We start from the raw sequence: 24,448 nt of genomic DNA on the forward strand, positions 1-24,448 counted from the left end.
GTGCGACGCCGATGGTCAAGGCGGAGTTGGTGTGCAAGGACTTCGGTGCGCTCAAGGTGCTCAAGGGCATCACACTGGATGTGCACAAGGGGCAGGTGCTTGTCCTGGTCGGCCCCTCCGGATCCGGTAAGTCAACGTTCCTGCGGTGCATCAATCACCTCGAGACCGTCAGCGCCGGCCGACTCTACGTTGACGGATCGCTGGTCGGCTACAACGAGCGCGGCGGCAAACTGCACGAGATGAAGCCTCGCGACGTGGCGCGGCAGCGCCGCGACGTGGGCATGGTGTTCCAGCATTTCAACCTCTTCCCGCACCGGACCGCGCTGGGCAACGTCGTCGAGGCGCCCATCCAGGTCAAGGGGGTCGGGAAAAAGGAGGCCACCGAGCGGGGCCGGGAACTGCTGGCGCAGGTCGGTCTGGCCGACAAGGCCGAAGCGTATCCGGCGCAGCTTTCGGGCGGTCAGCAGCAGCGCGTGGCGATCGCCAGGGCGCTGGCGATGAATCCGAAGCTGATGCTGTTCGACGAACCGACCTCGGCGCTGGATCCCGAACTGGTCGGTGAGGTGCTGGGCGTCATGAAGAAGCTGGCGTCCGAAGGCATGACGATGATCGTGGTGACCCACGAGATGGGCTTCGCCCGCGAGGTCGCCGACCAACTGGTGTTCATGGACGGCGGTGTGGTGGTGGAGCGCGGAGATCCGCGTGAGGTGATGGCCAACCCTCAACACGAACGGACGAAGGCGTTTCTCTCCAAAGTGATGTGACGCCCGATCCGGCCACGCCGCTGTGGCGGGCCGCCCAGGTGTTCCGGCTGCTCAGCTGCGTGTACGCGTTGGGCTTCCAGCTCGCGGTCAACGACGATCTCGAACATCCCGCGGCCGGCTGGGTGCTGTTCGTACTGCTGATCACCTGGAGTGCGGCCTGCGCGGTCGCCTATCTTCGTGGTTTCGGGCGGCGCCGCGCCTGGGTGCTGGCCGAGATCGCTGTCGTTGTCGCCCTGATGCTGTCCACGGAGCTGATCGCCTCCGATCAATGGGTACTGGACAACCAGTCGTGGCCGACCACGTTGTGGGCCACCAACGCCACGATCTCGGCGGCCATCCTGTCCGGACCGGTCGCCGGAATGATCGCAGGGGTGGCGGTGGTCGCGGCCAGCGCCGCGCTGAAGGGGTACGTCAGCATCGACGTCGGCCGCAACGCCACCATCGTGATCGAGTTGGCGGTCGGACTCGCGGTCGGTCTGGCCGCCCAGACGGCCCGCCGTGCGCACGCCGAACTGGAACGGGCCGCCCGGTTGTCGGCGTCGTTGCAGGAGAGGGAACGACTGTCCAGGCAGGTTCACGACGGGGCGATCCAGGTGCTGGCGTTGGTGGCCCGCCGCGGGCGTGAGATCGGGGGAGACACCGCCGCACTGGCCGAGCTGGCCGGCGAGCAGGAGCGCGCGTTGCGCCGGCTGGTCAGCACCGCCGAGCCCGCATCGCGCGACAGCCCGGCGTCCGACCTCGCCGCGATGCTGCGGCGCAGGGCATCGGATCGGGTGTCGGTCAGCGTGCCCGCCGATCCCGTGTTGCTCGACGCCGCCGTCGCCGACGAGTTGTGCGCCGCGATCGGCAACGCGCTCGACAACGTGGACCAGCATGCTGGAGCCGGGGCGCACGCGTATGTTCTTGTCGAGGACCTGGGCGACACGGTGACCGTCAGCGTCCGCGACGACGGCGTGGGCATACCGGAAGGGCGGCTGGCCGAAGCGGTCGCCGAAGGTCGTATGGGTGTCGCGAATTCAATTGTGGGAAGGATGAATTCGTTGGGCGGTCAGGCTGTGCTGAACACCGGCCCGGGGTTGGGTGTGGAGTGGGAGCTAACTGTGCCGCGTACCCCGGACGCATCGCGATGACCGGTCAGCCCATCTCGGTGATGGTGGTCGACGACCACCCGATCTGGCGTGACGCGGTGGCACGGGACCTGGCTGACGAGGGTTTCGACGTGGTGGCCACGGCGGACGGCGTGGCCTCGGCGAAGCGCCGCGCCGCAGTGGTGAAACCCGCTGTGGTGCTGATGGACATGCGGCTGGGTGACGGGGACGGCGCCCAGGCGACCGCCGAGGTCCTCGCGGTGTCCCCGGCGTCCCGGGTGCTGGTGTTGTCCGCCTCCGATGAGCGCGACGACGTGCTGGAAGCCGTCAAGGCGGGCGCGACGGGATACCTGGTCAAAAGCGCTTCCAAGCAGGTGCTGACCGACGCGGTGCGCGCCACCGCGTCGGGTCGGGCAGTGTTCACCCCCGGCCTGGCGGGTCTGGTGTTGGGGGAGTTTCGGCGCATCGAGCGCGACACCCCGGCCGGGCCCACGTTGACCGAGCGCGAGATCGAGATTCTGCGCCATGTCGCCAAGGGGCTCACGGCCAAGCAGATCGCGTCGCGACTGTCCCTGAGTCATCGCACAGTCGAGAACCACGTCCAGGCCACGTTCCGCAAACTGCAGGTCGGCAACCGCGTCGAGCTGGCCCGCTACGCGATGGAGCACGGTCTGGACGAGTAGTTGTACTCATCCGCCGGGGCGTGCCCGTTGTGACGATGGCGGTATGACGCAACCGCACACCGCCGTCATCACCCGGCTCTCCGCGGACTTCGCCGCGATCTCACGGCAATTGGCCAGGGTCTCTGCCGATCTGGCCGAACTGGACCGGATCCTGGCCGACCGCCCGGTACCTGTGCCACCGTCAGCGGCCCCGGCCCCGGCCCCGCCGCCGTACTGGCCGCAGTATGCCCCGGCGCCGCAGCGACCTTGGCCACCGCCGGTGCCTCCCGCTGGACCCGCCGCGCCCAGAAAGCCCATGGAACGTTCGGAGGGCTGGATCGGCAAGCTGCTGGCTGTCGCCGGGGTGGCGGTCACGCTGATCGGTGTCGTGCTGCTGCTGGTGCTTGCCGCCCAGGCCGGAATCCTGCGCCCCGAGTTCCGGGTCGGCGCCGGTGCCGTCCTGGCCGCGGGCCTGGTTGCGGCGGGATGGTGGCAGGACAGCCGGCCCGGGGGACGGGTGGGCGCGATCGCCCTGGTCGCCACCGGGGTGGCTGCGGCCTACATCGACGTCATCGCTGTCACGGCGATCTATGACTGGATGCCTGCAGCCATCGGGCTGATCGTTGCATCCGCGGTCGCGGCCGGCGGTCTCGCCGTGGCGCGGCGCTGGGATTCCCAGCACCTGGGCCTGCTCGTGCTGGTGCCGCTGATCGGACTGGCCCCGATCGTGACCGACGGAATCTCGCTGCTGCTGGTCGGATTCATGCTGACGCTGGCGGCGGTGTCGTTGCCCGTCCAGCTGGGCAGGGACTGGCTGTGGCTGCACGCCGCACGCATCGCCGCCGCGGTGCTGCCGCTGCTGGCGGCCCTGGCGGCCCGGCACATCGCCGGCCGGCATGATCTCTGGCTCGCCGGCGCGTGCGGAATCGCCGCCGCGATCGCGCTGACCGCGGCGCTGATCCTGTTGCCCGGCACCAGGAATCGCGCCGCGCTGGCGCTGCTGACCGCGGCCGGTCTGCTGCCCGTGCTCTGCGTGGGGTTGGCGGTGGACCGCATCGTCGCGGCATTGATGGCCGCGGCACTGGCCGCGGCGCTGCTGGCCGTCGTGCTCGTCGCCGACCGTTTGCCCGGGGTGTCGGGTGTGGTGCGGCAGGTGTTCGCGGCGACGTCGGCGATCGCCGCGCTGATCGCCGTGACCGCCGCGTTCGACGGCCGCGTCGCCGGGCCCGTGCTGCTGGCGATGGCGGTGGTGGTGGCGGTGGCCGCACGGCGCGACACCGTCGCCCGCTGGGCGGCGATCGGCTTCGCGACCATCGGCGCCTGCGCGCACCTGAGCTATTCGCCGCCGGACATGTTGCTCGAGGCCACCCGGATCAGCACCGGCACCGGCGTCTCCACCCTGGTGTCCAGCCTCCTGCTGGCGGCTGCCGCGGTCGCGATCGTCTGGGCCTGGGATCCCACCGAGAGCGCATTGTGGCTGGGGGCCGCAGCGGTGGTCATCTACGCGGTCACGTCGTTCACGGTGACCGCCGGGGTGCTGATCTCCGACGGGGACGGGGGTTTCTTCGCCGGGCATATGGCCGCAACCATCTGCTGGATCGCGATGGCGGCGGCAGCGTTCGGCCTTGCCGCCCGCCTGCCGCGGGAGGCCCGGTCGGTCCCGATCAGCGGGGGATTGGGCCTGGTTGCCGCGGCCATGGCCAAGCTCTTCCTGTTCGACCTGGGCACGTTGGACGGGATGTTCCGGGTGGGGGTGTTCATCGCCGCCGGGCTCACCCTGCTCGGGATGGGCGCCGGGTACGCACGGTTGCTGGACAGGCAGGACAAGGAGGCTGTGACGAGGAACACCCGCTAAACTGGACTCAGTCTAAAAAAGGAGTGGTTGTCATGAGCATGAGCATCACGAAGAACGCACGCAGGACCGAAGCCGAGGTCGTCAATGTCCAGGCCTCTCCGGAGCTCGGCGCCGCACTTCAGCAGGTGTTGGTCGATCTGATCGAACTCCATCTGCAGGGTAAGCAGGCGCACTGGAACGTCGTCGGCACCAACTTCCGCGATCTGCACCTGCAGCTCGACGAGGTCGTCGACTTCGCGCGGGTGGCCAGCGACACCGTCGCCGAGCGGATGCGCGCCTTGGACGCGGTGCCCGACGGCAGGTCGGACACCGTCGCGGCGACGACGTCGCTGCCGGAGTTTCCCGCCTACGAGCACAGCACCGGTGACGTCGTCGACTTGATCACCGTCCGTGTCTACGCGGTGGTGGACACCCTCAGGTCGGTGCACGACACCGTCGACGCCGAGGATCCGAGCACCGCCGACATCCTGCACCAGCTGATCGACGGGCTGGAGAAGCTGGCCTGGCTGGTCAAGTCGGAGAACCGGAAGGTGTGACACCCTCCGCGGAGCGGGGAAGTCGGCCACCCTCCGCCGAGCGGGCGCATCTGCCAGAGTCGGCCCGATGCCCCACCAGGTACCAGGTGTGCATCGGGCCTTTGCCCTTGATGTCGACGACGCCGCGTTCCTCGAGGACGAACTCGTGGCGTAGTCGCTCCTGCACCGTGTCCGGCACCTGAATTCGGCCTTCGACGTCGGTGGTCTCCATCCGCGACGCGACGTTGACCGCGTCACCCCAGACGTCGTAGAAGAACTTCTTCGCCCCGACGACGCCGGCGACCACCGGTCCGCTGGCCATGCCGATCCGCAGCGGGACGTCGCGTCCCTGCGGGTCCTTCAGGTCGGCGACCGCGTCGGCCATGTCCAGGGCGAGGTCGGCCAGCGCCTGAAGGTGGTCCGGCCGGGGAGTGGGCACCCCGGCCACCACCATGTACGAGTCGCCGCTGGTCTTGACCTTCTCCAGGCCGTGCCGGTCGACGAGCGCGTCCAGGTCGGTGTACAGCCGGTCCAGGAAACGCACCAGGTCGGCCGGCGCGGTCTCGCTGGCACGCGCGGTGTAGCCGGCGATGTCGGCGAACAGGATCGACGCGTCGTCGTACCCGTCGGCGATGACCGTGCGCGTGGGTTCCTTGAGCCGCTCGGCGATGGTCTCGGGAAGAATGTTGGCCAGCAGCTGTTCTGAGCGGTCGTACTCGGCCTCCATGGCGGCCTCGGCCCGCTCGATCTCGCGCAGGGTGTACCAGATCGTGGCCACGATCATCACCGCCGACCCCACCACCGAGCTGACGAAGCCGACGGTCAGCGTCCAGGACGGCCCGAGCCCCCGGTCGTGGGGCACGGTCAGTTCCAGCGCGATCGTCAGGGCCACACCGACCGCGGCGATGGCCGAGGCCAGCGCGATCCGCTCGATGCCGAGGATCAGCACCACCAGCGAGGACGCGACCAGGAAGTAGAACTGCAGTCCCGAGCCGGTACCGACGGTGTAGCAGAAGAAGCCGACCGAGGTGTAGGCGAAGACCACGAACGTCAGCGGGGCTACGAGTGGCCCGAGCGGACACAGCCGTGGGATCGCCAAAAACACTACGCCGCAACAGATGTTGATCGCGCCCACCCACCACAGCGCGCCGCCGAGGATCAACTGGAAGATTCCGAAACTGATCGACACGGCCGCGGCGATCCAGCTGGCGATCACCAGCACGCGCAGCCGCCGGGCCACACGGTCGTCGCGGTGCCGGCTCGGTGACCAGGGACGGCGGCCCAGCGTCACCTCGGGCACACAGACCGGCCGTAGGTTCCGCACCCGCAAAGGTTATCGCCGCGACGCCTGTCGACCTGGCGGAATAGGCGGATCGTCAGAGGCGCGAGTGCGCCGACCAGGTGGTGCCCTCGGTGAGATTCGAACTCACACTGTACGGGTTTTGAATCCGTTTCCTCTGCCAGTTGGGATACGAGGGCGCGCGGCCTACCACCATAGAGGATGGCCCCGCGCTCGCTCATCCCGCCTGCGCCGTTCACAATGTTGTCCATGTCTTCTGCTCCCGCGTCGCCGTCCGACTCCGTCGTCACGCCGCGCCGAGTCCTCGTGGCCGAGGACGAGGCCCTCATCCGGCTCGACCTGGCGGAAATGCTGCGCGAGGAGGGCTACGAGATCGTCGGTGAGGCCGGCGACGGTCAAGAGGCCGTCGAGCTGGCCGAGGCGCTGCGCCCGGATCTGGTGATCATGGACGTCAAGATGCCGCGCCGCGACGGTATCGACGCCGCCTCGGAGATCGCCAGCAAGCGCATCGCCCCGATCGTGATCCTGACCGCGTTCAGCCAGCGTGAACTCGTCGAACGCGCCCGCGACGCCGGGGCGATGGCCTACCTGGTCAAGCCGTTCAGCGTCACCGACCTCATCCCGGCGATCGAGGTCGCGGTCAGCCGCTTCAGCGAGATGGCCGAGCTGGAGAAGGAAGTCGCCAACCTCTCCGACCGGCTGGAGACCCGCAAGCTCGTCGAGCGGGCAAAGGGTTTGCTGCAGACGAAGCAGGGGATGACCGAGCCTGAGGCGTTCAAGTGGATCCAGCGCGCGGCGATGGACCGTCGTACCACGATGAAGCGGGTGGCCGAGGTGGTCGTCGAGACGCTGGACCCGCCCACCGACACGCCGTCGTAACCGGCGAAAATCCGGCGCGGCGCGGCCGCGCCGTTAACTCTGCGTTTCCACGCCGCGTCTTTTGACCGGTCACGCCGAATTATCCGCGCGACGCGTTTTCCAACAGCACGCACCGCGGGCATGCGTTGGTTATGGTCGTCGGCGAAGCATCGCCGCCGTGTCGTTTCGGTTTCTGGACGGTCCGGCCGACGGCGTCGAGCAGAACACTGAACCGGAGGTGATACGTGCGCGGTCGCGTGGCACGCAAGGCATTTGCTGTCGGAAGCGCGGGTCTGGTTGTGCTGGCCTTGGCCGGCTGCAGTCAGGGCACGCCCGAAGAAGAGGCGTCGCAGACGAACCTCAAGATCGTGGAAAAGGTGCAGATCGACGAGAACGGCGCCGAGGTCGCCGCGTCGCAGGGTGCTACGCCTGCCGACCCGGCCGGCGACGGAAACGCCACCTGCCCGCCGGTGTCCATCGCGATGGCCGGAGCGCTCAACGGCCCCGACGCCGCACTGGGCATCAACATCAAAAACGGTGTGCAGTTGGCGGTCGACAAGCACAACGCCGCCAACCCGGGCTGTCAGGTACAGCTCATCCCGTTCGACACCGAGGGAGATCCGCAGAAGGCCACCGGCATCGCCCCGCAGATCGTCAACGATCAGTACACGATCGGTCTGGTGGGACCGGCTTTCTCCGGTGAGACCAAGGCCACCGGCGGCGTCTTCGACCAGGCCGGTCTGGTCGCCGTCACGGCGTCGGCGACCAACGTCGACCTGTCCAAGAACGGCTGGAAGACGTTCTTCCGCGGGTTGGCCAACGACGGCGTGCAGGGCCCGTCGGTCGCCAACTACCTGAAGAACTCCCTGGGACACAAGAAGGTCTGCGTCGTCGACGACAGCACCGACTACGGTCTGGGTCTGGCACAGGCCGTTCGCGAGACGCTCGGGCCGGTGGCCGACTCGGCCTGCAACATCTCGGTGAAGAAGGGTGACAAGGACTTCTCGGCGGCTGTCACCCAGATCAAGGGCGCCGCTCCCGATTCGGTGTTCTTCAGCGGCTACTACGCCGAAGCGGCTCCGCTCGCGCAGCAGCTCAGGGACGGCGGCTTCGAGGGCGTCTTCGCCAGCGCCGACGGCACCAAGGACCCCGAGTTCGTCAAGCAGGCCGGCGAGTCGGCCAAGGGCGCTGTGTTGGCATGCCCCTGCGGGCCGGCCACCGGGTCTTTCGCCGATGAGTACACCGAGAAGTTCAATCAGGAGCCCGGTACCTACAGTGCCGAGGGTTACGACCTGGGCACGATCCTTCTGAAGGGCATCGACTCGGGTGCGATCACCCGGCCCGCGCTGCTCGACTACGTGCGTAACTACCAGGGCCAGGGTGTGGCCCGCGAGTATCAATGGACTCCGGAAGGTGAGCTCACCACCACTCTGATCTGGATCTACGACGTCCAGTAAGGGCTGAGGCGAAGCGCGTTCGAGACATCCGACTCGGGCGCGCTTCGTCGTTGTCGCACAAGAACTTCCGCATCGCTGAGGAGCCCACCGCCGGATGAACCTGGCCGCAAACATCAACTTCAACGTCGGAGCGCTGGTGGACAGCTTCTGGCAGTTGACGATCGACGGCCTGTCATGGGGAGCGATCTACGCCTTGGTCGCTGTCGGCTACACCCTCGTGTTCGGTGTGCTGCGACTGATCAACTTTGCGCACTCGGAGATCTTCATGCTGGGCATGTTCGGCGCGTACTTCGCGCTGGACGTCATCCTGGGTTTCACGCCGAGCGGCAACGCCTACAGCAAGGGCGTAGCCCTGACGATCGTCTATCTGGGCTTCGCGATGCTGTTCGCGATGCTGGTGTCCGGCAGCGCGGCCGTGGGATTGGAATTCATCGCCTACCGCCCGCTGCGCAAGCGCAATGCGCGGGCGTTGACGTTCCTGATCACCGCGATTGGGATGTCGTTCGTGCTGCAGCAGTTCGTGCTGTTCATCCTGCCCAAGCTGATACCGGGCTACGGCGGTCCGAACGCCCAGCAGCCCATCGTGCTGGTGCAGCCCAAGACCCAGTTCGAGCTCTTCGGGGTGGCCGTCTCGAACGTCACGGTCGTGATCGTGGTCTCAGCGCTCGTGCTCGCGGTGCTCACTGACACCGCGATCAACCGCACGAAGTTCGGCCGCGGCATCCGTGCCGTCGCGCAGGACCCGACCACGGCCACGTTGATGGGGGTCTCGCGGGAACGCATCATCATGACGACGTTCCTCATCGGTGGGTTGCTCGCCGGCGCCGCCGCGCTGCTGTACACCCTCAAGGTCCCGCAGGGCATCATCTACTCGGGCGGATTCCTGTTGGGTATCAAGGCGTTCTCGGCCGCCGTGCTCGGCGGGATCGGCAACCTGCGCGGGGCGCTGCTCGGCGGTCTGCTGCTCGGCGTGATGGAGAACTACGGGCAGGCCGTGTTCGGCACCCAGTGGCGTGACGTCGTCGCGTTCGTGCTGCTGGTGCTCGTACTGCTGGTTCGTCCGACCGGCATTCTCGGTGAGAGCCTCGGGAAGGCACGCGTATGACACGAGTGATGGACTGGTGGGACGGACTGACCCGTCCGCAGAAGTGGGTGTTCGGGATCATCCTGTTCACCGGGATCGCGCTGTCCCCGCTCTTCACGCCGGCGTTCCTGGACACTCCGGGTATCAGCTTCGGCGGCACCATGGCCCAGTTCGCCATGGTGGCGATCATCGCGATCGGCCTCAACGTCGTCGTCGGTCAGGCCGGTCTGCTCGATCTCGGCTACGTCGGGTTCTATGCCGTGGGCGCCTACACGGTGGCGCTGCTCACCAGCCCCGAGAGCCCGTGGAACCAGATGAGTCCGAAGGGCATTCTCACCACGCCGTGGGCGTGGCTGGCCTGTGTGCCGCTGGCGATGGCGGTCACCGCGCTGTCCGGACTGATCCTCGGTACCCCGACACTGCGGCTGCGCGGCGACTACCTGGCGATCGTGACCCTCGGCTTCGGCGAGATCATCCGGCTGCTGGCCGACAACCTCGCCGACATCACCAACGGGCCCCGGGGACTCAACGAGGTCGCGTTCCCGCACTTCCGGGAGGACGCGCAGCACCCCGAAGGGGTGTTCTCCGTGGCGAATTCGAGCGGCGACGCGAACTACGGCACGTGGTGGTTCTGGTTGGGGCTCATCCTGATCGTCGGCATCCTGCTGCTCGTCGGCAACCTCGAGCGCAGCCGTGTCGGGCGCGCCTGGATCGCTGTGCGGGAGGACGAGGACGCCGCCGAGGTGATGGGGGTCAACGCCTTCAAGTTCAAGCTGTGGGCCTTCACCATCGGCGCGGCGATCGGCGGGCTTTCGGGCGCGCTGTACGCCGGGCAGGTTCAGTACGTGGCTCCGCCGACGTTCAACATCATCAACTCGATGCTGTTCCTGTGCGCGGTGGTGCTCGGCGGGCAGGGCAACAAGCTGGGTGTGATCCTGGGTGCGTTCATCATCGTGTACCTGCCCAACCGCCTTCTCGGCGTTCACTTCCTGGGCATCGACATGGGCAACCTGAAATACCTGTTCTTCGGGTTGGCGTTGGTGGTGCTGATGATCTTCCGGCCGCAGGGTCTGTTCCCGGCACGCCAGCATCTGCTCACCTACTCCAGCGCCGCGCGCAAACTGCTGCGCACCCAGCCGACCGATACGGAGCCGGTCAAATGACGTCGCCCGACGAAGAGGTGTTCGAGGAGAGCATCGCCGAGATCGCCGGCGTGCACCGCGAGATCCGGGCTGACGAAGGCGAGGTCCTGCTGCAGACCACGGATCTGACCGTGAAGTTCGGTGGGCTCACCGCGCTGGATGCCGTCACGTTCAACATCCGCCGCGGGGAGATTCTGGGATTGATCGGACCCAACGGCGCCGGTAAGACCACCTGCTTCAACGCGATCACCGGTGTCTACCGACCGACCTCGGGATCGGTGACGTTCGACGGCTCGACGATCGAGCGGATCAAACGCCACCAGATCACCCGGCTGGGGATCGCCCGCACGTTCCAGAACATCCGGCTGTTCGGTGAGATGACCGCGCTGGAGAACGTCATGGTCGGTACCGACGCCCGGCACCGCACCTCGGTCCCCGGGGCGTTGATCCGCTCGCCGCGGCACCGCCGCGAAGAGCGGTCGGCGATCGAAAGATCGGCTGCATTGCTCCATTTTGTGGGGATTGCGCACCGCGGCGAGGAGAAGGCGAAGAACCTGCCCTACGGCGACCAGCGCCGGTTGGAGATCGCGCGGGCGCTGGCCACCGAACCCAAGCTGCTCTGCCTCGACGAGCCGGCGGCCGGCTTCAACCCGAGTGAGAAGTCGGCGTTGATCGACCTGATCCGCAAAATCCGCGACGAGGGTTACACCGTGTTGCTGATCGAACACGACATGCGACTGGTGATGGGGGTGACCGACCGCATTGTGGTGCTGGAGTTCGGCCGTAAGATCGCCGACGGACTGCCGGCCGAGATCCGCGAGGACCCGAAGGTCATCGCCGCCTATCTGGGAGTGCCCGACGATGAGCTCGCCTGAAAACACCGCCGCACAACCTGATTCCCGTCCGGTGTTGCTGGAAGTGCGCGATATCGTCGTGCACTACGGCCGGATCAAAGCTCTGCACTCGGTGTCGCTGACCGTGCACGAGGGTGAACTGGTCACGCTGCTCGGGTCCAACGGCGCGGGCAAGACCACGATGATGCGCGCGATCTCGGGCCTGCTGCCGCTGACGTCGGGGTCGGTCTGGTTCGACGGCAGAGACATCAGCCGGGTCAAGGCGCACAAGCGGGTGGCCGACGGTTTGATCCAGGCGCCGGAGGGCCGTGGTGTCTTCCCGGGTATGACGATCATCGAGAACCTGGAAATGGGCTGCTACGGACGTAAATTCGCCTCGAAGGGCGAACACGACGAGCGCCTCGCCTGGGTGTTGGAGACGTTTCCGAGGCTCGCGGAGCGTCGAAGCCAGGTCGGGGGAACGCTTTCGGGCGGGGAGCAGCAGATGCTGGCAATCGGCCGGGCGTTGATGGCGCGGCCGAAAGTGCTGCTGCTCGACGAGCCGTCGATGGGGTTGGCGCCGATGGTGATCTCGCAGATCTTCAAGATCATCGCCGAGATCAACGGGACCGGCACCACGGTGCTGCTGGTCGAACAGAACGCCCAGCAGGCGTTGAGCCGCTCGGACCGGGCCTACATCCTGGAGACCGGGGAGGTCACCCGCACCGGCGATGCTCGGACATTGTTGGCAGACAAGAGTATCCGCGCGGCCTACCTCGGCGTGGCCTGATCTCTCCCCTTTTTTTTGGGTGCCCTTTCCTACTCGCGAGCGTGCGTGTCTGCGGGCGACATGCCGGGTAATTCGGCGATTCTGCGCACGCTCGCGCGGGGTGGGGGTGTTTTAGGTGGCGAGGATGACTGAGGAGCCGTGGCCGAAGAGGCCTTGGTTGGCGGTGATGCCGACGGTGGCGCCTTCGACTTGGCGGCCGGTGGCTTGGCCTTTGAGTTGCCAGGTCAGTTCGCAGACTTGGGCGATGGCTTGGGCGGGGATGGCTTCGCCGAAGGAGGCCAGCCCGCCGGAGGGGTTGACCGGGATGCGGCCGCCCAGGGTGGTGGCGCCGGTGCGTAGGAGGTGTTCGGCCTCACCTTTGGCGCACAGGCCGAGGTGTTCGTACCAGTCCAGTTCCAGCGCGGTGGACAGGTCGTAAACCTCGGCCAGACTCAGGTCTTCGGGGCCGATGCCGGCTTCGGCGTAGGCGGCGTCGAGGATCTGGTCTTTGAACACCCGCTCGGGTCCGGGGACCACGGCGGTGGAATCGGTGGCGATGTCGGGCAGCTCGGGCAGGTGCTGGGGGTATTGGGGGGATTGCAGGCTGATCGCGCGCACCGAGGGGACTCCCTCGACCGAACCCAGGTGTTTTTCGGCGAAGGCTTTGGAGGCCACGATGAGGGCGGCGGCGCCGTCGCTGGTGGCGCAGATGTCGAGCAGGCGCAGCGGGTCGGACACCACCGGGGAGGCCAGCACATCGTCGACGGTGGCTTCTTTGCGGTAGCGGGCGTTGGGGTTGGCCAGGCCGTGGCGGGCGTTTTTGACTTTGACCGCGGCGAAGTCTTGCACGGTGGCGCCGTAGAGGTCCATGCGGCGCCGTGCCAGCAGGGCGAAGTAGACGGTGTTGGTGGCCCCGATCAGGTGGAAGCGTTGCCAGTCGGGGTCGTTTTTGCGTTCCCCGCCGACGGGGGCGAAGAAACCTTTGGGGGTGGTGTCGGCGCCGATGACCAGGGCGACCTCGCACAGTCCGGCCAGAATGTGGGCGCGCGCGGACTGCAGGGCTTGCGAGCCCGAGGCGCAGGCGGCGTAGCTGGAGGTGATCGGGATGCCGTTCCAGCCCAGTTTCTGGGCGAAGGTGGCCCCGGCGACGAAGCCGGGGTAGCCGTTGCGGATGGTGTCGGCGCCGGCGACGAGTTGGATCTGGCGCCAGTCCAAGCCGGCTTCGGCCAGGGCGGCGCGCGCGGCCACGACCCCGTATTCGGTGAAGTCGCGTCCCCATTTGCCCCAGGGGTGCATTCCCGCACCCAGGATGTAGACCGGTTCCGGGCTCATCGGGCCTGACCTTCCGTGGTTGTCTCGGCGATTTTCCAGGCGTGCACGATGCGTTGCACCCCGTCGTCGTCGACATACAAAGGCATCGTGGTCAGTTCCATCTCCATGCCCACTGTCAGGTCGGCGGCCAGGGTGCCCTCGATGACCTTGCCCAACACGATCAGCCCTTCGGCGGCCAGTTCGACCGCCGCGACGGCGAAGGGCTCGAACGGATCCGGGGACGGATACGGCGGCGGCGGGGCATACCGGTTCTCGGTGTAGCTCCACAACCGGCCCCGCCGCGACAACGGCACCTGGGCCAGCTCATCACCCTCACACCCGGGATTCGGGCAATTATCGGCCCGCGGCGGGAACACAAACGTCCCGCACAGATGACACTTACCACCGATCAGATACGGATCCCCCGACCCATCCGTGGCGAACCACCCGTCGATCGCAGGTTGCGTAGAAGCTGACACGCGGGTCAGCGTACCGAGTCCGGCCGGGAAACTGAAACGTGTTCCAGTTTGGTGTCGTCCGGTCAGTTCCCGGCGGCGCGTCCGCTCAACGAGCGGGCCGGCGCGATGATTGCGGCGACGGGCGCAGCTGCTGTCGGCCCAGATGCCTAGAGTGATGTCCGTGAGCCCTGCCAAGACTGCATCGGAGACCAGAGCCGGTAAACCGGAGGCCGGCGCCAAGCCCACCCTGATGCTGCTGGACGGCAACTCGCTGGCCTTCCGGGCGTTCTACGCGCTGCCCGCCGAGAACTTCAAGACCCAGGGCGGGTTGACCACCAACGCGGTGTACGGGTTTACCGCCATGCTGATCAACCTGCTGCGCGACGAGCAGCCCAGCCACATCGCAGCCGCGTTCGACGTGTCCCGGCAGACGTTCCGCAAGGACAAATACCCGGACTACAAAGAGGGCCGCTCGGCCACGCCCGACGAATTCCGCGGCCAGATCGACATCACCAAAGAGGTGCTCGGCGCGCTGGGAATCACGGTGCTGGCCGAGCCCGGTTTCGAGGCCGACGACATCATCGCGACGCTGGCGACGCAGGCCCAGAGCGAAGGGCACCGCGTCCTGGTGGTCACCGGCGACCGCGACGCGCTGCAACTGGTCAGCGACGACGTCACGGTGTTGTACCCGCGCAAGGGCGTCAGCGAGTTGACGCGGTTCACCCCCGAGGCCGTCCAGGAGAAGTACGGGCTGAGCCCCGCGCAGTACCCGGACTTCGCGGCGCTGCGCGGCGACCCGAGCGACAACCTTCCCGGCATTCCCGGGGTCGGCGAGAAGACGGCGACGAAATGGATCGCCGAGTACGGCTCGTTGCAGTCGCTGGTCGACAACGTCGACAAGGTCAAGGGCAAGGTCGGCGACGCGCTGCGCGCGCACCTGTCCAGCGTCGTGCTCAACCGCGAGCTCACCGAGCTGGTCAAGGACGTGCCGCTGGCGCAGACCCCCGACACGCTGCGCATGCAGCCTTGGAACCGCGACCAGATTCACCGCCTGTTCGACGACCTCGAGTTCCGTGTCCTACGCGACCGGCTCTTCGATACGCTGGCCTCGGCCGATCCCGAGGTCGACGAGGGGTTCGAGGTCCGCGGTGAGGCGCTGGAACCCGGCACGCTGGCCGGCTGGCTGACCGACCACAGCGACGGCCGGCGCTTCGGACTGGCCGTGGTCGGCAACCACCTCGCCTTCGACAGCGACGCGACCGCGCTGGCGATCGTCGCCTCAGGCGGCGACGGGCGCTACATCGACACCGCCCGTCTCGATCCCGAGGACGAGAAGGCGCTGGCGTCCTGGTTGGCTGATCCAGAAGTGCCGAAGGCGCTGCACGAGGCCAAGCTTGCGATGCACGACCTGCAGGGGCGGGGCTGGACGTTGGCCGGGGTCACCTCCGACACCGCGCTGGCCGCGTACCTGGTTCGTCCCGGGCAGCGCAGTTTCGCCCTCGACGATCTGTCGCTGCGCTACCTCAAACGTGAACTGCGTGCGGACAACCCTGAGCAACAACAGCTTTCGCTTCTCGACGACGGTGACGGTGTCGACGACCAGGCTGTGCAGACCTTGCTGCTGCGTGCCAGCGCGGTGACCGACCTCGCCGATGCGCTCGACGAGGAACTCGCGCGCATCGACTCCACAGCGCTGCTGGGCAACATGGAGCTGCCGGTGCAGCGGGTGCTGGCAGAGCTCGAGACCGCGGGCATCGCCGTCGATCTGGAGATGCTGTCGGGGCTGCAAAGTGAGTTCGCGGCCCAGATCCGCGACGCTGCCGAGGCGGCCTATGCCGTGATCGGCAAGCAGATCAACCTGGGCTCACCGAAGCAGCTGCAGGTCGTGCTGTTCGACGAGCTGGAGATGCCGAAGACGAAGCGGACCAAGACCGGTTACACCACGGACGCGGACGCGCTGCAGTCGCTGTTCGACAAGACCGGGCATCCTTTCCTGCAGCATCTGCTGGCTCACCGCGACGCGACCCGACTGAAGGTCACCGTCGACGGGCTGCTCAACGCGGTCGCCTCCGACGGCCGGATTCACACCACGTTCAACCAGACGATCGCGGCCACCGGGCGGTTGTCCTCGACGGAACCGAACCTGCAGAACATCCCGATCCGCACCGAGGCGGGGCGCCGGATCCGGGACGCGTTTGTGGTCGGCAAGGGCTACGGCGAGTTGATGACTGCCGACTACAGCCAGATCGAAATGCGGATCATGGCTCACCTCTCCCGGGACGAAGGTCTCATCGAGGCGTTCAACACCGGCGAGGATCTGCACTCGTTCGTCGCCTCCCGGGCGTTCTCGGTGCCGATCGACGAGGTCACCGCCGAGTTGCGGCGCCGGGTCAAGGCAATGTCCTACGGACTGGCCTACGGGCTGAGCGCCTACGGGCTCTCACAGCAGCTCAAGATCTCCACCGAAGAGGCCAAGGAACAGATGGAGCAGTACTTCGCCCGGTTCGGCGGGGTGCGGGACTACCTGCGCGACGTGGTGGACCAGGCCCGCAAGGATGGCTACACCTCGACCGTGTTCGGCCGTCGGCGCTATCTGCCCGAGCTTGACAGCAGCAACCGGCAGGTGCGTGAGGCCGCCGAACGCGCCGCGCTCAACGCGCCCATCCAGGGCAGCGCCGCAGACATCATCAAGGTCGCGATGATCAACGTGGACCGGGCGATCAAAGACGCAGGTCTGTCGTCACGCATACTGCTGCAGGTGCACGACGAGCTTCTGTTCGAGGTTGCCGACGGCGAGCGCGACCAGCTCGACGCGCTGGTGCGCGAGCAGATGGGCAGCGCCTATCAGCTCGACGTGCCGTTGGAGGTGTCCGTCGGCTACGGCCGCAGCTGGGATTCCGCGGCGCATTAGCCGGACCCGTGCGGTCGACGGGGCTTCCGCTCAGGCCACGGTATTATGTAGGGTTGCATACATAATTGGCGGAAGGATCGTGCATGCCGAAACACTCGTTCGGGGCGGCGATCGAACTCGAACCCACCGAGTCGAGGGGAGTGCTGCGCGGACACACCAGCCCGGATTGGGCGAACATGGTCGGCCCGTTCGGCGGGGTGACCGCCGCCGCGCTGCTGCGTGCCGTCCAATTGCAGCCCGACCGCGCCGGTGACCCCGTCGCGTTGACGGTGAACTTTGTGGCGCCTGTGCTCGACGGTGAATTCGACATCGCCACCAAGCCCGTGCGCACCAACCGCACCAATCAGCACTGGCTGATCGAGTTGTCGCAGGAAGGTTCGATCAGGACCAACGCCACCGCGGTGTTCGGGTTCCGCCGAGACACCTGGTCGGACACCGAGCGACAGCCACCTTCGGCGCCCGCCCCGGAGGACATCGTGCCGACCGGTCTGCCCGAGATGGTGGTGTGGGCCGGCAATTACGACATGCGCTACGTCGAGGGCGCCGTCCCCGGGCCGGACGGCGGGCCGGTGGACTCGTCGACCACCACGTTGTGGGTGCGGGACCGGCAGGGGCGCGCCGTGGACTTCCCGTCCCTGGCCGCGCTCAGCGACATCTTCTACCCGCGGGTGTTCCTGCGTCGCGGCGCGCTGTGTCCGGCCGGAACCATCTCGTTGACCACCTATTTCCATGTCGACGCGGATGAACTGTCCGCGGTCGACGGCGAATTCGTGCTGTGCCGGTCCCGTGCGAACCGGTTCGCGCGCGGCTACTTCGACCAGTCGGGCGAGATCTGGAGCAGGTCGGGCGACCTGCTGGTCACCACCCACCAGGTCGTCTACTTCAAGACCTAGGAAGACCTAGGCCACTGCGGCGCGTGGGTCCGGAAACCCGCCATCCGCTGTAGCGCCGGAGACGCCGACCTGGCGGCATGCACGGCATGGGTGTCCTCGTACAGCAGCGCCGTCACCCGGTCGTCGCCGAAGCCGCGATCGATGCGATCGCGGACGAAAGCCAGTCCGGCGACTTCGTGGGCGAACCGCTTGACCGACTTACCGGCCTCCTTTCCGCCGAAGCGGGTGGCCTCGGCGACGGCCTGCTTGCGGGTCCCCATCGACCCCAACCATGTGGCCTCGTTCGGCGTGACGACGCCCGCGGAAACCATCCCGGGGAGCTTCTCGGTGACGATGCGCTGCTCTCGACGCCGGCTGTTGACCGCCAGGGCGATCGCAAGTGCGAATACCGGCATCATCCAGAACACGTACATCCCGAAGTACGCGCCGGTGCCCAGCAGCGACGAGCCATTCCACATCGCATGCAGCGCGACCGCCCCCGCGTAACCCAGCAGGATGCAGCCGGCCTTTCCGGCGCCGCTGCGTCGCTGCAGCGCGAACCAGACGCCGAGCGCGAACAGCGTGGTGAACAGCGAATGCGCGAACGGCCCCATGACCAGCCGCAGCGCCGCGGTCACCAGAGAGTCCGCCAGCGACTCACCGTTGGCGATGTAGAGAATGTCTTCCAGCCAGGCGAAGCCGGCCCCGACCAGCCCGGCGTACACCAGGCAGTCGGTCAGCGAATTCATCTCGTTGCGTCTGGCGCCGGTCATCATCAGCAGCAGGAACAGTCCCTTGGCGGCCTCCTCGGTCACCGGTGCGCCGATGACCAGCGTGAATGGGCTGACGCCGGTCGCGTCGGGATCCACCGCGGGATTGAGCCACGCGTCCAGAAAGATCTGCAGGAGCGCCGAGACGACGACCGCCACGGACGTGCCCCAGATGAACGCCAGCAGAAGTAGTCGCGGTGGCTCAGGCTCGAAGCGGTCCAGCCACAGATAGGCCAGCACCACCACGGCCATCGCCAGGCTGGACAGCACGAACCCGATCGCGGTCCCGACCGGGTTGGCCAGTGTCAGCAGGATGACGATCAGCCCCGCCAGGGTGCCCAGCGCGATGAGCAGGCCCAACGGTGCGCCGACCGTGCGGACTCGACGCGCGAACGGCGCTCCGAGATGACGGAATCGGTGAGGCCCCCCAGGAGCGCCGGCGTACGCCACGACAGCAGGGTAGCGGGTCAGGGGAGGCGGGTTTGTCCTGCATGGACCCAGTCGAGTAGCCTCGACGTGTACCTGTGTGTGCGATTCGCGGGTGCCGCCAACAAAACACTCATCTGTCCCTACGATTAAACCTGTCCGGAGCAACCCACCACATGCCAAGTCCCTCCGTCACTTCCCCGCAGGTAGCCGTCAACGACATCGGCTCCGCGGAAGACTTCCTCGCCGCCATCGACAAGACCATCAAGTACTTCAACGATGGCGACATCGTCGAAGGGACCATCGTCAAGGTGGACCGCGACGAGGTCCTGCTCGACATCGGTTACAAGACTGAAGGCGTCATCCCTTCCCGTGAGCTGTCCATCAAGCACGACGTCGACCCCAATGAGGTTGTGTCCGTCGGCGACGAGGTCGAAGCTCTGGTCCTCACCAAGGAGGACAAGGAAGGCCGCCTGATCCTGTCCAAGAAGCGCGCTCAGTACGAGCGGGCCTGGGGCACCATCGAAGAGCTCAAGGAAAAGGACGAGGCCGTCAAGGGCACCGTCATCGAGGTCGTCAAGGGCGGCCTGATCCTCGACATCGGCCTGCGCGGCTTCCTGCCCGCCTCGCTGGTGGAGATGCGTCGCGTCCGCGATCTGCAGCCGTACATCGGCAAGGAGATCGAGGCAAAGATCATCGAGCTCGACAAGAACCGCAACAACGTGGTGCTGTCCCGCCGCGCCTGGCTGGAGCAGACCCAGTCCGAGGTGCGCAGCGAGTTCCTCAATCAGCTGACCAAGGGCGCCATCCGCAAGGGTGTGGTGTCCTCGATCGTCAACTTCGGCGCGTTCGTCGATCTCGGCGGTGTCGACGGTCTGGTGCACGTCTCCGAGCTGTCCTGGAAGCACATCGACCACCCGTCCGAGGTCGTCCAGGTGGGCGACGAGGTCACCGTCGAGGTGCTCGACGTCGACATGGATCGGGAGCGGGTTTCGTTGTCGCTCAAGGCGACCCAGGAAGACCCGTGGCGTCACTTCGCCCGCACCCACGCGATCGGTCAGATCGTTCCGGGCAAGGTCACCAAGTTGGTGCCGTTCGGTGCGTTCGTCCGCGTCGAGGAGGGCATCGAAGGCCTGGTGCACATCTCGGAGCTGTCCGAGCGTCACGTCGAGGTGCCCGACCAGGTGGTCCAGGTCGGCGACGACGCGATGGTCAAGGTCATCGACATCGACCTGGAGCGTCGCCGGATCTCGCTGAGCCTCAAGCAGGCCAACGAGGACTACTCCGACGAGTTCGAGGCCTGGAAGTACGGCATGGCCGACAGCTACGACGACCAGGGCAACTACATCTTCCCCGAGGGCTTCGACGCCGACACCAACGAGTGGCTCGAAGGCTTCGAGAAGCAGCGTGACGAGTGGGAGGCGCGGTACGCCGAGGCCGAGCGCCGCCACAAGATGCACACCGCGCAGATGGAGAAGTTCGCCGCTGCCGAGGCCGCCGAGGCCGCCAAGCCGGTCGCCAACGGATCGTCGCGGTCCGAGGAGTCGACGGGTGGCTCGCTGGCCAGCGATGCTCAGCTCGCCGCCCTGCGGGAGAAGCTCGCAGGCAACGCCTGACAATTCCGATCGAAGGCCCCGGCTCCGTGGAGTCGGGGCCTTCGTCGTCTCCGGATCCGACAGGTGCACGTATCGCTTTTTGACAATGATTTTCATTAACGTGTTGGATCGTGCCCATGACGACAACCCGACTGTTCGCTGTCCTGTCCGCGGCCCTTCTCGGTGCCGGCTGCGCCACGCCGGAGAGTGCGCCGCCCATCGAGCAGTCCGAATCGCGCGTTCCGGCCGCACAGACCGAGGAGTCGTCACCGACGCCGCGCCTGGCGTTGAGCTATGACGGGGGAGTGCTGGTTCTCGACGCGGCCACGCTGCAGCAGATCGCCGACATCCCGCTGGACGGGTTCGTCCGGCTCAACGCCGCCGCCAACGGACGCCACGTCCTGGTCTCCCAGGCCGACGGCTTCGCGGTGCTCGACATGGGGACCTGGACGGACGCGCACGGTGATCACGGGCACCACTACACCGCCGAACCCGCGTTGACCGACCTGCGGTTCGGCGGTGACGAGCCCGGCCACGTCGTCGCGCACGACGACCGGCTGACCCTGTTCAGCGACGGCACCGGGGCCGTCGACGTGGTTGACCCGCACGCGCTGCTCGACGGCGACGGGGACGCCGAAAATGTGCTGACGACAAGTCCGCATCACGGAGTCGCGGTGGCGCGACAGGACGGCACCGTGGTCGTCAGCGTCGGTGACGAGCGCGGGCGCACCGGCCTGGAGACCCTCGACGCGGCGGGAACCCGGATCGCCGCGACCGATGAGTGCCCGGGTCTGCACGGCGAGGCGGCGGCGGCCGGCGGAGTGCTGACGTTCGGCTGCGAGGACGGCCTGCTCATCGTGCGCGGCAACGACATTCAGAAGGTCTCCAGCCCAGATCCCTACGGCCGCATCGGAAACCAGGCCGGCAGCGAGGAATCCCCGGTCGTTCTCGGTGACTACAAGACCGAGCCCGAAGCCGACATCGAACGGCCGCAACGGTTCACGCTGACCGACACCGCGACGGGCTCGTTGCGCGTGATCCCGCTGGAGGCCAGCTACAGCTTCCGTTCCCTGGACCGCGGCCCCGAAGGGGAGGCCGTGATCCTGGGCACCGATGGTGCCCTGCATGTGTTCGATCCGGTCAGTGCGCAGCGCATCGGGTACTTCCCGGCGATCGGGGCGTGGACCGAGCCCGACGAGTGGCAGTCTCCGATGCCGAACCTGCACGTCCAGGACGGCGTGGCCTACGTCAGCGATCCGCACGCACGGCGTCTGGTCGCAATCGACCTCGCGAACGGTTCGGTGGTCGCCGATACCGCGCTGAGCCACCGGCCGGTCGAGCTGACGGGGGTCGAAGGCTGACGGCACGGCCTGACACACTGATGCAGTGCTGCGCATTGGGTTGACCGGAGGAATCGGGGCGGGCAAGTCGACGGTGTCGGCGACGTTCAGCGAGCTCGGCGGGATCGTCGTGGACGGCGACGTGATCGCCCGCGAGGTGGTCGAACCGGGGACCCCCGGCCTGGCCAAATTGGTCGACGCGTTCGGCGAGCAGATCCTGCTGCCCGACGGCGCATTGAACCGGCCGGCGCTGGCGGCGATCGCGTTCAGCGACCAGGACAAGCGGGCCACGCTGAATGGGATCGTGCATCCCCTTGTGGGGCAACGCCGTTCGGAGCTGATCGAGGCCGCCGCGCACGATGCCGTGATCGTCGAGGACATCCCCCTGCTGGTCGAATCGCAGATGGCGCCGATGTTCCCGCTGGTGGTGATCGTGCACGCCGACGAGGACGTGCGGGTCAAACGCCTGATCGAGTACCGCAATTTCTCCGAGGAGGACGCCCGGGCGCGCATCGCGGCACAGGCCACCGAAGAACAGCGCCGCGTCGTGGCCGACGTCTGGCTGGACAACTCGGGCAGCGCCGGCGAACTCGTGGAGAAGGCCCGCGCGTTGTGGCATGAGCGCATCCAGCCGTTCGCCCGCAACCTCGAGGCGGGCACCCCGGCGTCATCGGCGCCGCAGCTGGTCCCGGCCGACCCGCAGTGGCCGGCGCAGGCGCAACGGATCCTGGCCCGGTTGCGGACCGCTTGCGGTCACCGCGCCTCGCGGGTGGACCACATCGGCTCGACCGCGGTACCAGGCCTGGACGCCAGGGACGTGATCGACGTGCAGGTGACCGTGCCGTCTCTGGAGGTCGCCGACGAACTCGCCGAGGCGATGCGGGGCGCCGGGTATGTGCCCACCTCGGTCACCTCCGATGTCGGCAAGCCCGACGGGCCCAGCACCGTGGCCGAATTCGACCACTCCGACAGCGCCGACCGGTGGGGCAAGCGGTTGTACTGCTCGGCCGACCCGGGACGCCCGACCAACGTGCACGTGCGGGTGGACGGCTGGCCCAACCAGCAGTTCGCGCTGCTGTTCGTCGATTGGCTGAAAGCCAACCCCGCTGCTCAGTCCGAGTACCTCGAACTCAAGCAGGGCGTCACCGCGCGGGAGCATCCGACCACGGGGGCCTACGCCGACGCGAAGGAGCCGTGGTTCCTCGACAATTACCGCCGGGCCTGGGAGTGGGCGCAGGCCACCGGCTGGCGGCCGTCGGGCTAGGGAGCGTCCGCAACCGCCGGCTCGGCGGGCGCAGGCGACCCGCCATCGATCGGAAGGTTCAACGGTGCACCGCACTGCAGGACCCCGTAGAGCGGATCGTCTTTCGGCCGGAACAGTCGCGGCGCGATGAACTGATCGGCCTTCGCCACGATCTGATCGTCCACGAGGATCTCGCAGTGCAGGTTCGATCCGTACGGCCACTCGATCGACAGCTCCATGCCCGCCTTTGCGGGATCGGCGAGCACGGCGTTGATCTCGAAGGTCTGGCCGGGCAGCAGCGTGGGCTGCGCGCTGTTGACGTTCTCGTCGTCCATCCGGTACGCGACCACCGCGCCCCGAGAGGTGCCGTCGGCGCGGGCCCGGTAGAGGACGTTGTGAAGCACCTCCGGCTCGGCCGGGGCCGGCTGGATCTCGGTGGCGGGGTCCTGCGGTTGAGCCGAGGCGACCGGGGCCGCCAGCACGGCGGCCACCAGGGCGGCGGCGGTCGTAACAGCGGTCCGCGTGCGCGGGGCGGCAACCATGAAACGAGAGATTACCGTCCGTCTTTGCTCGGTCGCATACACAGTCATGGCCATCGGAATCAAGATCGCAGGCGCACCCGCGACCGTTACAGACCGCGCCAGGTCAACGGCATCCCGAGCCCGGACAACCACCGGTCGAGGTCGTAGTCGTGTCGGGCCAGCGCCTCGACGGTGGTGACCGCCGTGCGGATCGCACGTTCGCCGGCCTGCCGGTCGAGCAGCCCTTCGGCGAGTGCGGTGGCCAACTCGTCGATGTCGCTGACCTGCACGTCCTGTCCGGTGCGCACCACGAGGTCGACATAGTGGTCTGTCCCCTCCCAGCAGGTCGGGCCCGGGCGGTAGACGCCGACATCGAGATAGAAGTCCTGATCACGCTCGTGCCCCGGGTTGAAATGGAACACCGTCACCCGCAGATCGAGGGTGGGCAGCATCCACGACTCCAGGTAGTGGAACTGAGCACGCCCGGGTGCCGGCCGGGCCATGTACAGCCCCCACGGCCGAACGGTGTACCGCTCGACCGCCCGGACGATGCCCTTGGGGTCGGTGTTGGTGCCGGCCGCAAGGTCGAAGGTCTCGTGCTTGGGAGGGTGGATGCCGACCAGGATAAGCGCAGGCGGCTGCTGGTCGCGTGCTGCAGGAACAGAACGTGTCGG

The 24,448-nt window shown here is 67.3% G+C and carries 22 protein-coding genes and 1 tRNA gene; 16 read left to right on the top strand and 7 right to left on the bottom strand.

Annotation, left to right across the window (positions count from 1 at the left end):
- The first annotated feature begins 11 nt into the window (after positions 1–11).
- Genes ACTWP6_RS01155 through ACTWP6_RS01175 form a run of 5 tightly spaced genes read left to right on the top strand, consistent with a single transcriptional unit; the run spans position 12 to position 4,905 of the window.
- Positions 12–764 (top strand): amino acid ABC transporter ATP-binding protein, encoded by a 753-nt coding sequence (locus tag ACTWP6_RS01155; protein WP_260758102.1) that lies wholly within the window; start codon positions 12–14, stop codon positions 762–764.
- Entirely contained in the window at positions 761–1,894 is a 1,134-nt protein-coding gene (macS, locus tag ACTWP6_RS01160) for a MacS family sensor histidine kinase (protein WP_443186617.1), read from the top strand. The genes ACTWP6_RS01155 and macS overlap by 4 nt, the downstream gene beginning before the upstream one ends.
- Positions 1,891–2,535: a response regulator gene (locus tag ACTWP6_RS01165; RefSeq protein WP_260752307.1), complete on the top strand. Its 645-nt coding sequence runs from the start codon at positions 1,891–1,893 to the stop codon at positions 2,533–2,535. The genes macS and ACTWP6_RS01165 overlap by 4 nt, the downstream gene beginning before the upstream one ends.
- Positions 2,536–2,578: 43 nt before the next feature.
- Positions 2,579–4,369: a DUF2339 domain-containing protein gene (locus ACTWP6_RS01170; RefSeq protein ID WP_260752308.1), complete on the top strand. Its 1,791-nt coding sequence runs from the start codon at positions 2,579–2,581 to the stop codon at positions 4,367–4,369.
- Between the two features lie 32 nt (positions 4,370–4,401).
- On the top strand, positions 4,402–4,905 hold the full coding sequence (locus ACTWP6_RS01175; RefSeq protein WP_260752310.1) for a Dps family protein: 504 nt from the start codon (positions 4,402–4,404) through the stop codon (positions 4,903–4,905).
- Here the strand turns inward: ACTWP6_RS01175 and ACTWP6_RS01180 are convergent.
- Positions 4,880–6,208 (bottom strand): adenylate/guanylate cyclase domain-containing protein, encoded by a 1,329-nt coding sequence (locus ACTWP6_RS01180; protein ID WP_396884539.1) that lies wholly within the window; start codon positions 6,206–6,208, stop codon positions 4,880–4,882. The two genes, ACTWP6_RS01175 and ACTWP6_RS01180, sit on opposite strands and share 26 nt — an antisense overlap.
- A gap of 78 nt (positions 6,209–6,286) precedes the next feature.
- Positions 6,287–6,363: transfer RNA gene (locus ACTWP6_RS01185), tRNA-Leu, on the bottom strand.
- Positions 6,364–6,433: 70 nt separating this feature from the next.
- Between ACTWP6_RS01185 and ACTWP6_RS01190 the strand changes: the two genes are divergently transcribed.
- The 6 genes from ACTWP6_RS01190 to ACTWP6_RS01215 all read left to right on the top strand — a co-directional run bounded on the left by ACTWP6_RS01190 (position 6,434) and on the right by ACTWP6_RS01215 (position 12,348).
- Entirely contained in the window at positions 6,434–7,063 is a 630-nt protein-coding gene (locus ACTWP6_RS01190) for an ANTAR domain-containing response regulator (RefSeq protein WP_260752313.1), read from the top strand.
- 224 nt (positions 7,064–7,287) lie between these two features.
- Positions 7,288–8,499 carry a branched-chain amino acid ABC transporter substrate-binding protein gene (locus tag ACTWP6_RS01195; RefSeq protein WP_260752317.1) on the top strand — a complete coding sequence of 404 codons (1,212 nt, stop codon included), beginning with the start codon at positions 7,288–7,290 and terminating at the stop codon, positions 8,497–8,499.
- A 94-nt stretch (positions 8,500–8,593) separates the two neighbouring features.
- Positions 8,594–9,604 carry a branched-chain amino acid ABC transporter permease gene (locus ACTWP6_RS01200; RefSeq protein ID WP_443186618.1) on the top strand — a complete coding sequence of 337 codons (1,011 nt, stop codon included), beginning with the start codon at positions 8,594–8,596 and terminating at the stop codon, positions 9,602–9,604.
- Positions 9,601–10,746: a branched-chain amino acid ABC transporter permease gene (locus ACTWP6_RS01205; RefSeq protein WP_260752319.1), complete on the top strand. Its 1,146-nt coding sequence runs from the start codon at positions 9,601–9,603 to the stop codon at positions 10,744–10,746. Before ACTWP6_RS01200 ends, ACTWP6_RS01205 begins: the two co-directional genes overlap by 4 nt.
- The gene (locus ACTWP6_RS01210) at positions 10,743–11,600 is read left to right on the top strand and encodes an ABC transporter ATP-binding protein (protein WP_443186619.1); all 858 of its coding nucleotides are present in this window, start codon (positions 10,743–10,745) and stop codon (positions 11,598–11,600) included. Before ACTWP6_RS01205 ends, ACTWP6_RS01210 begins: the two co-directional genes overlap by 4 nt.
- Entirely contained in the window at positions 11,587–12,348 is a 762-nt protein-coding gene (locus ACTWP6_RS01215) for an ABC transporter ATP-binding protein (RefSeq protein WP_443186620.1), read from the top strand. Before ACTWP6_RS01210 ends, ACTWP6_RS01215 begins: the two co-directional genes overlap by 14 nt.
- A 111-nt stretch (positions 12,349–12,459) precedes the next feature.
- Here ACTWP6_RS01215 and ACTWP6_RS01220 read toward each other — a convergent pair whose 3' ends face one another.
- Positions 12,460–13,659, bottom strand: a complete 1,200-nt coding sequence (locus tag ACTWP6_RS01220; RefSeq protein ID WP_443186621.1) for a lipid-transfer protein — start codon at positions 13,657–13,659, stop codon at positions 12,460–12,462.
- Entirely contained in the window at positions 13,656–14,117 is a 462-nt protein-coding gene (locus ACTWP6_RS01225) for a Zn-ribbon domain-containing OB-fold protein (RefSeq protein WP_260752330.1), read from the bottom strand. The genes ACTWP6_RS01220 and ACTWP6_RS01225 overlap by 4 nt, the downstream gene beginning before the upstream one ends.
- Positions 14,118–14,271: 154 nt before the next feature.
- On the opposite strand from ACTWP6_RS01225, the gene polA reads away from it, so the two are divergent.
- Entirely contained in the window at positions 14,272–17,007 is a 2,736-nt protein-coding gene (gene polA / locus ACTWP6_RS01230; protein WP_443186622.1) for a DNA polymerase I, read from the top strand.
- Positions 17,008–17,090: 83 nt separating this feature from the next.
- The gene (locus ACTWP6_RS01235) at positions 17,091–17,900 is read left to right on the top strand and encodes an acyl-CoA thioesterase (protein WP_443186623.1); all 810 of its coding nucleotides are present in this window, start codon (positions 17,091–17,093) and stop codon (positions 17,898–17,900) included.
- On the opposite strand, the gene ACTWP6_RS01240 is transcribed toward ACTWP6_RS01235, so the two are convergent.
- Positions 17,897–19,099 carry a PrsW family intramembrane metalloprotease gene (locus ACTWP6_RS01240; protein WP_443186624.1) on the bottom strand — a complete coding sequence of 401 codons (1,203 nt, stop codon included), beginning with the start codon at positions 19,097–19,099 and terminating at the stop codon, positions 17,897–17,899. The genes ACTWP6_RS01235 and ACTWP6_RS01240 overlap by 4 nt on opposite strands.
- 152 nt (positions 19,100–19,251) lie before the next feature.
- Here ACTWP6_RS01240 and rpsA point away from each other — a divergent pair, with 152 nt between their 5' ends.
- From rpsA to coaE, 3 genes are all read left to right on the top strand, one after another.
- Complete coding sequence (gene rpsA, locus ACTWP6_RS01245) at positions 19,252–20,691, top strand: 30S ribosomal protein S1 (protein WP_260752338.1); 1,440 nt, start codon at positions 19,252–19,254, stop codon at positions 20,689–20,691.
- A 116-nt stretch (positions 20,692–20,807) separates the two neighbouring features.
- The gene (aztD, locus tag ACTWP6_RS01250; protein ID WP_260752339.1) at positions 20,808–22,031 is read left to right on the top strand and encodes a zinc metallochaperone AztD; all 1,224 of its coding nucleotides are present in this window, start codon (positions 20,808–20,810) and stop codon (positions 22,029–22,031) included.
- Between the two features lie 25 nt (positions 22,032–22,056).
- A complete protein-coding gene (gene coaE / locus ACTWP6_RS01255; RefSeq protein ID WP_443186625.1) occupies positions 22,057–23,274 on the top strand; it encodes a dephospho-CoA kinase in 1,218 nt (405 codons plus the stop codon).
- Here coaE and ACTWP6_RS01260 read toward each other — a convergent pair.
- Both ACTWP6_RS01260 and ACTWP6_RS01265 read right to left on the bottom strand, forming a co-directional pair.
- A complete protein-coding gene (locus ACTWP6_RS01260) occupies positions 23,271–23,795 on the bottom strand; it encodes a hypothetical protein (RefSeq protein ID WP_260752347.1) in 525 nt (174 codons plus the stop codon). The genes coaE and ACTWP6_RS01260 overlap by 4 nt on opposite strands.
- Positions 23,796–23,881: 86 nt before the next feature.
- Positions 23,882–24,388, bottom strand: a complete 507-nt coding sequence (locus ACTWP6_RS01265) for a DUF402 domain-containing protein (RefSeq protein ID WP_260758103.1) — start codon at positions 24,386–24,388, stop codon at positions 23,882–23,884.
- Positions 24,389–24,448: the final 60 nt, after the last annotated feature.

Origin of the sequence: Mycobacterium sp. 4D054, assembly GCF_052245755.1 — a bacterium.
GTDB lineage: Bacteria > Actinomycetota > Actinomycetes > Mycobacteriales > Mycobacteriaceae > Mycobacterium.

Excerpts from the sequence above, each read along its gene's own strand:
- ACTWP6_RS01235 (WP_443186623.1), top strand. The coding sequence starts at position 17,091 with ATGCCGAAACACTCGTTCGGGGCGGCGATCGAACTCGAACCCACCGAG.
- polA (WP_443186622.1), top strand. The coding sequence starts at position 14,272 with ATGTCCGTGAGCCCTGCCAAGACTGCATCGGAGACCAGAGCCGGTAAA.
- ACTWP6_RS01205 (WP_260752319.1), top strand. The coding sequence starts at position 9,601 with ATGACACGAGTGATGGACTGGTGGGACGGACTGACCCGTCCGCAGAAG.
- ACTWP6_RS01260 (WP_260752347.1), bottom strand. The coding sequence starts at position 23,795 with ATGGTTGCCGCCCCGCGCACGCGGACCGCTGTTACGACCGCCGCCGCC.
- ACTWP6_RS01215 (WP_443186620.1), top strand. The coding sequence starts at position 11,587 with ATGAGCTCGCCTGAAAACACCGCCGCACAACCTGATTCCCGTCCGGTG.
- ACTWP6_RS01170 (WP_260752308.1), top strand. The coding sequence starts at position 2,579 with ATGACGCAACCGCACACCGCCGTCATCACCCGGCTCTCCGCGGACTTC.
- ACTWP6_RS01165 (WP_260752307.1), top strand. The coding sequence starts at position 1,891 with ATGACCGGTCAGCCCATCTCGGTGATGGTGGTCGACGACCACCCGATC.
- aztD (WP_260752339.1), top strand. The coding sequence starts at position 20,808 with ATGACGACAACCCGACTGTTCGCTGTCCTGTCCGCGGCCCTTCTCGGT.
- ACTWP6_RS01190 (WP_260752313.1), top strand. The coding sequence starts at position 6,434 with ATGTCTTCTGCTCCCGCGTCGCCGTCCGACTCCGTCGTCACGCCGCGC.
- ACTWP6_RS01155 (WP_260758102.1), top strand. The coding sequence starts at position 12 with ATGGTCAAGGCGGAGTTGGTGTGCAAGGACTTCGGTGCGCTCAAGGTG.
- ACTWP6_RS01200 (WP_443186618.1), top strand. The coding sequence starts at position 8,594 with ATGAACCTGGCCGCAAACATCAACTTCAACGTCGGAGCGCTGGTGGAC.
- rpsA (WP_260752338.1), top strand. The coding sequence starts at position 19,252 with ATGCCAAGTCCCTCCGTCACTTCCCCGCAGGTAGCCGTCAACGACATC.
- ACTWP6_RS01210 (WP_443186619.1), top strand. The coding sequence starts at position 10,743 with ATGACGTCGCCCGACGAAGAGGTGTTCGAGGAGAGCATCGCCGAGATC.
- ACTWP6_RS01220 (WP_443186621.1), bottom strand. The coding sequence starts at position 13,659 with ATGAGCCCGGAACCGGTCTACATCCTGGGTGCGGGAATGCACCCCTGG.
- ACTWP6_RS01175 (WP_260752310.1), top strand. The coding sequence starts at position 4,402 with ATGAGCATGAGCATCACGAAGAACGCACGCAGGACCGAAGCCGAGGTC.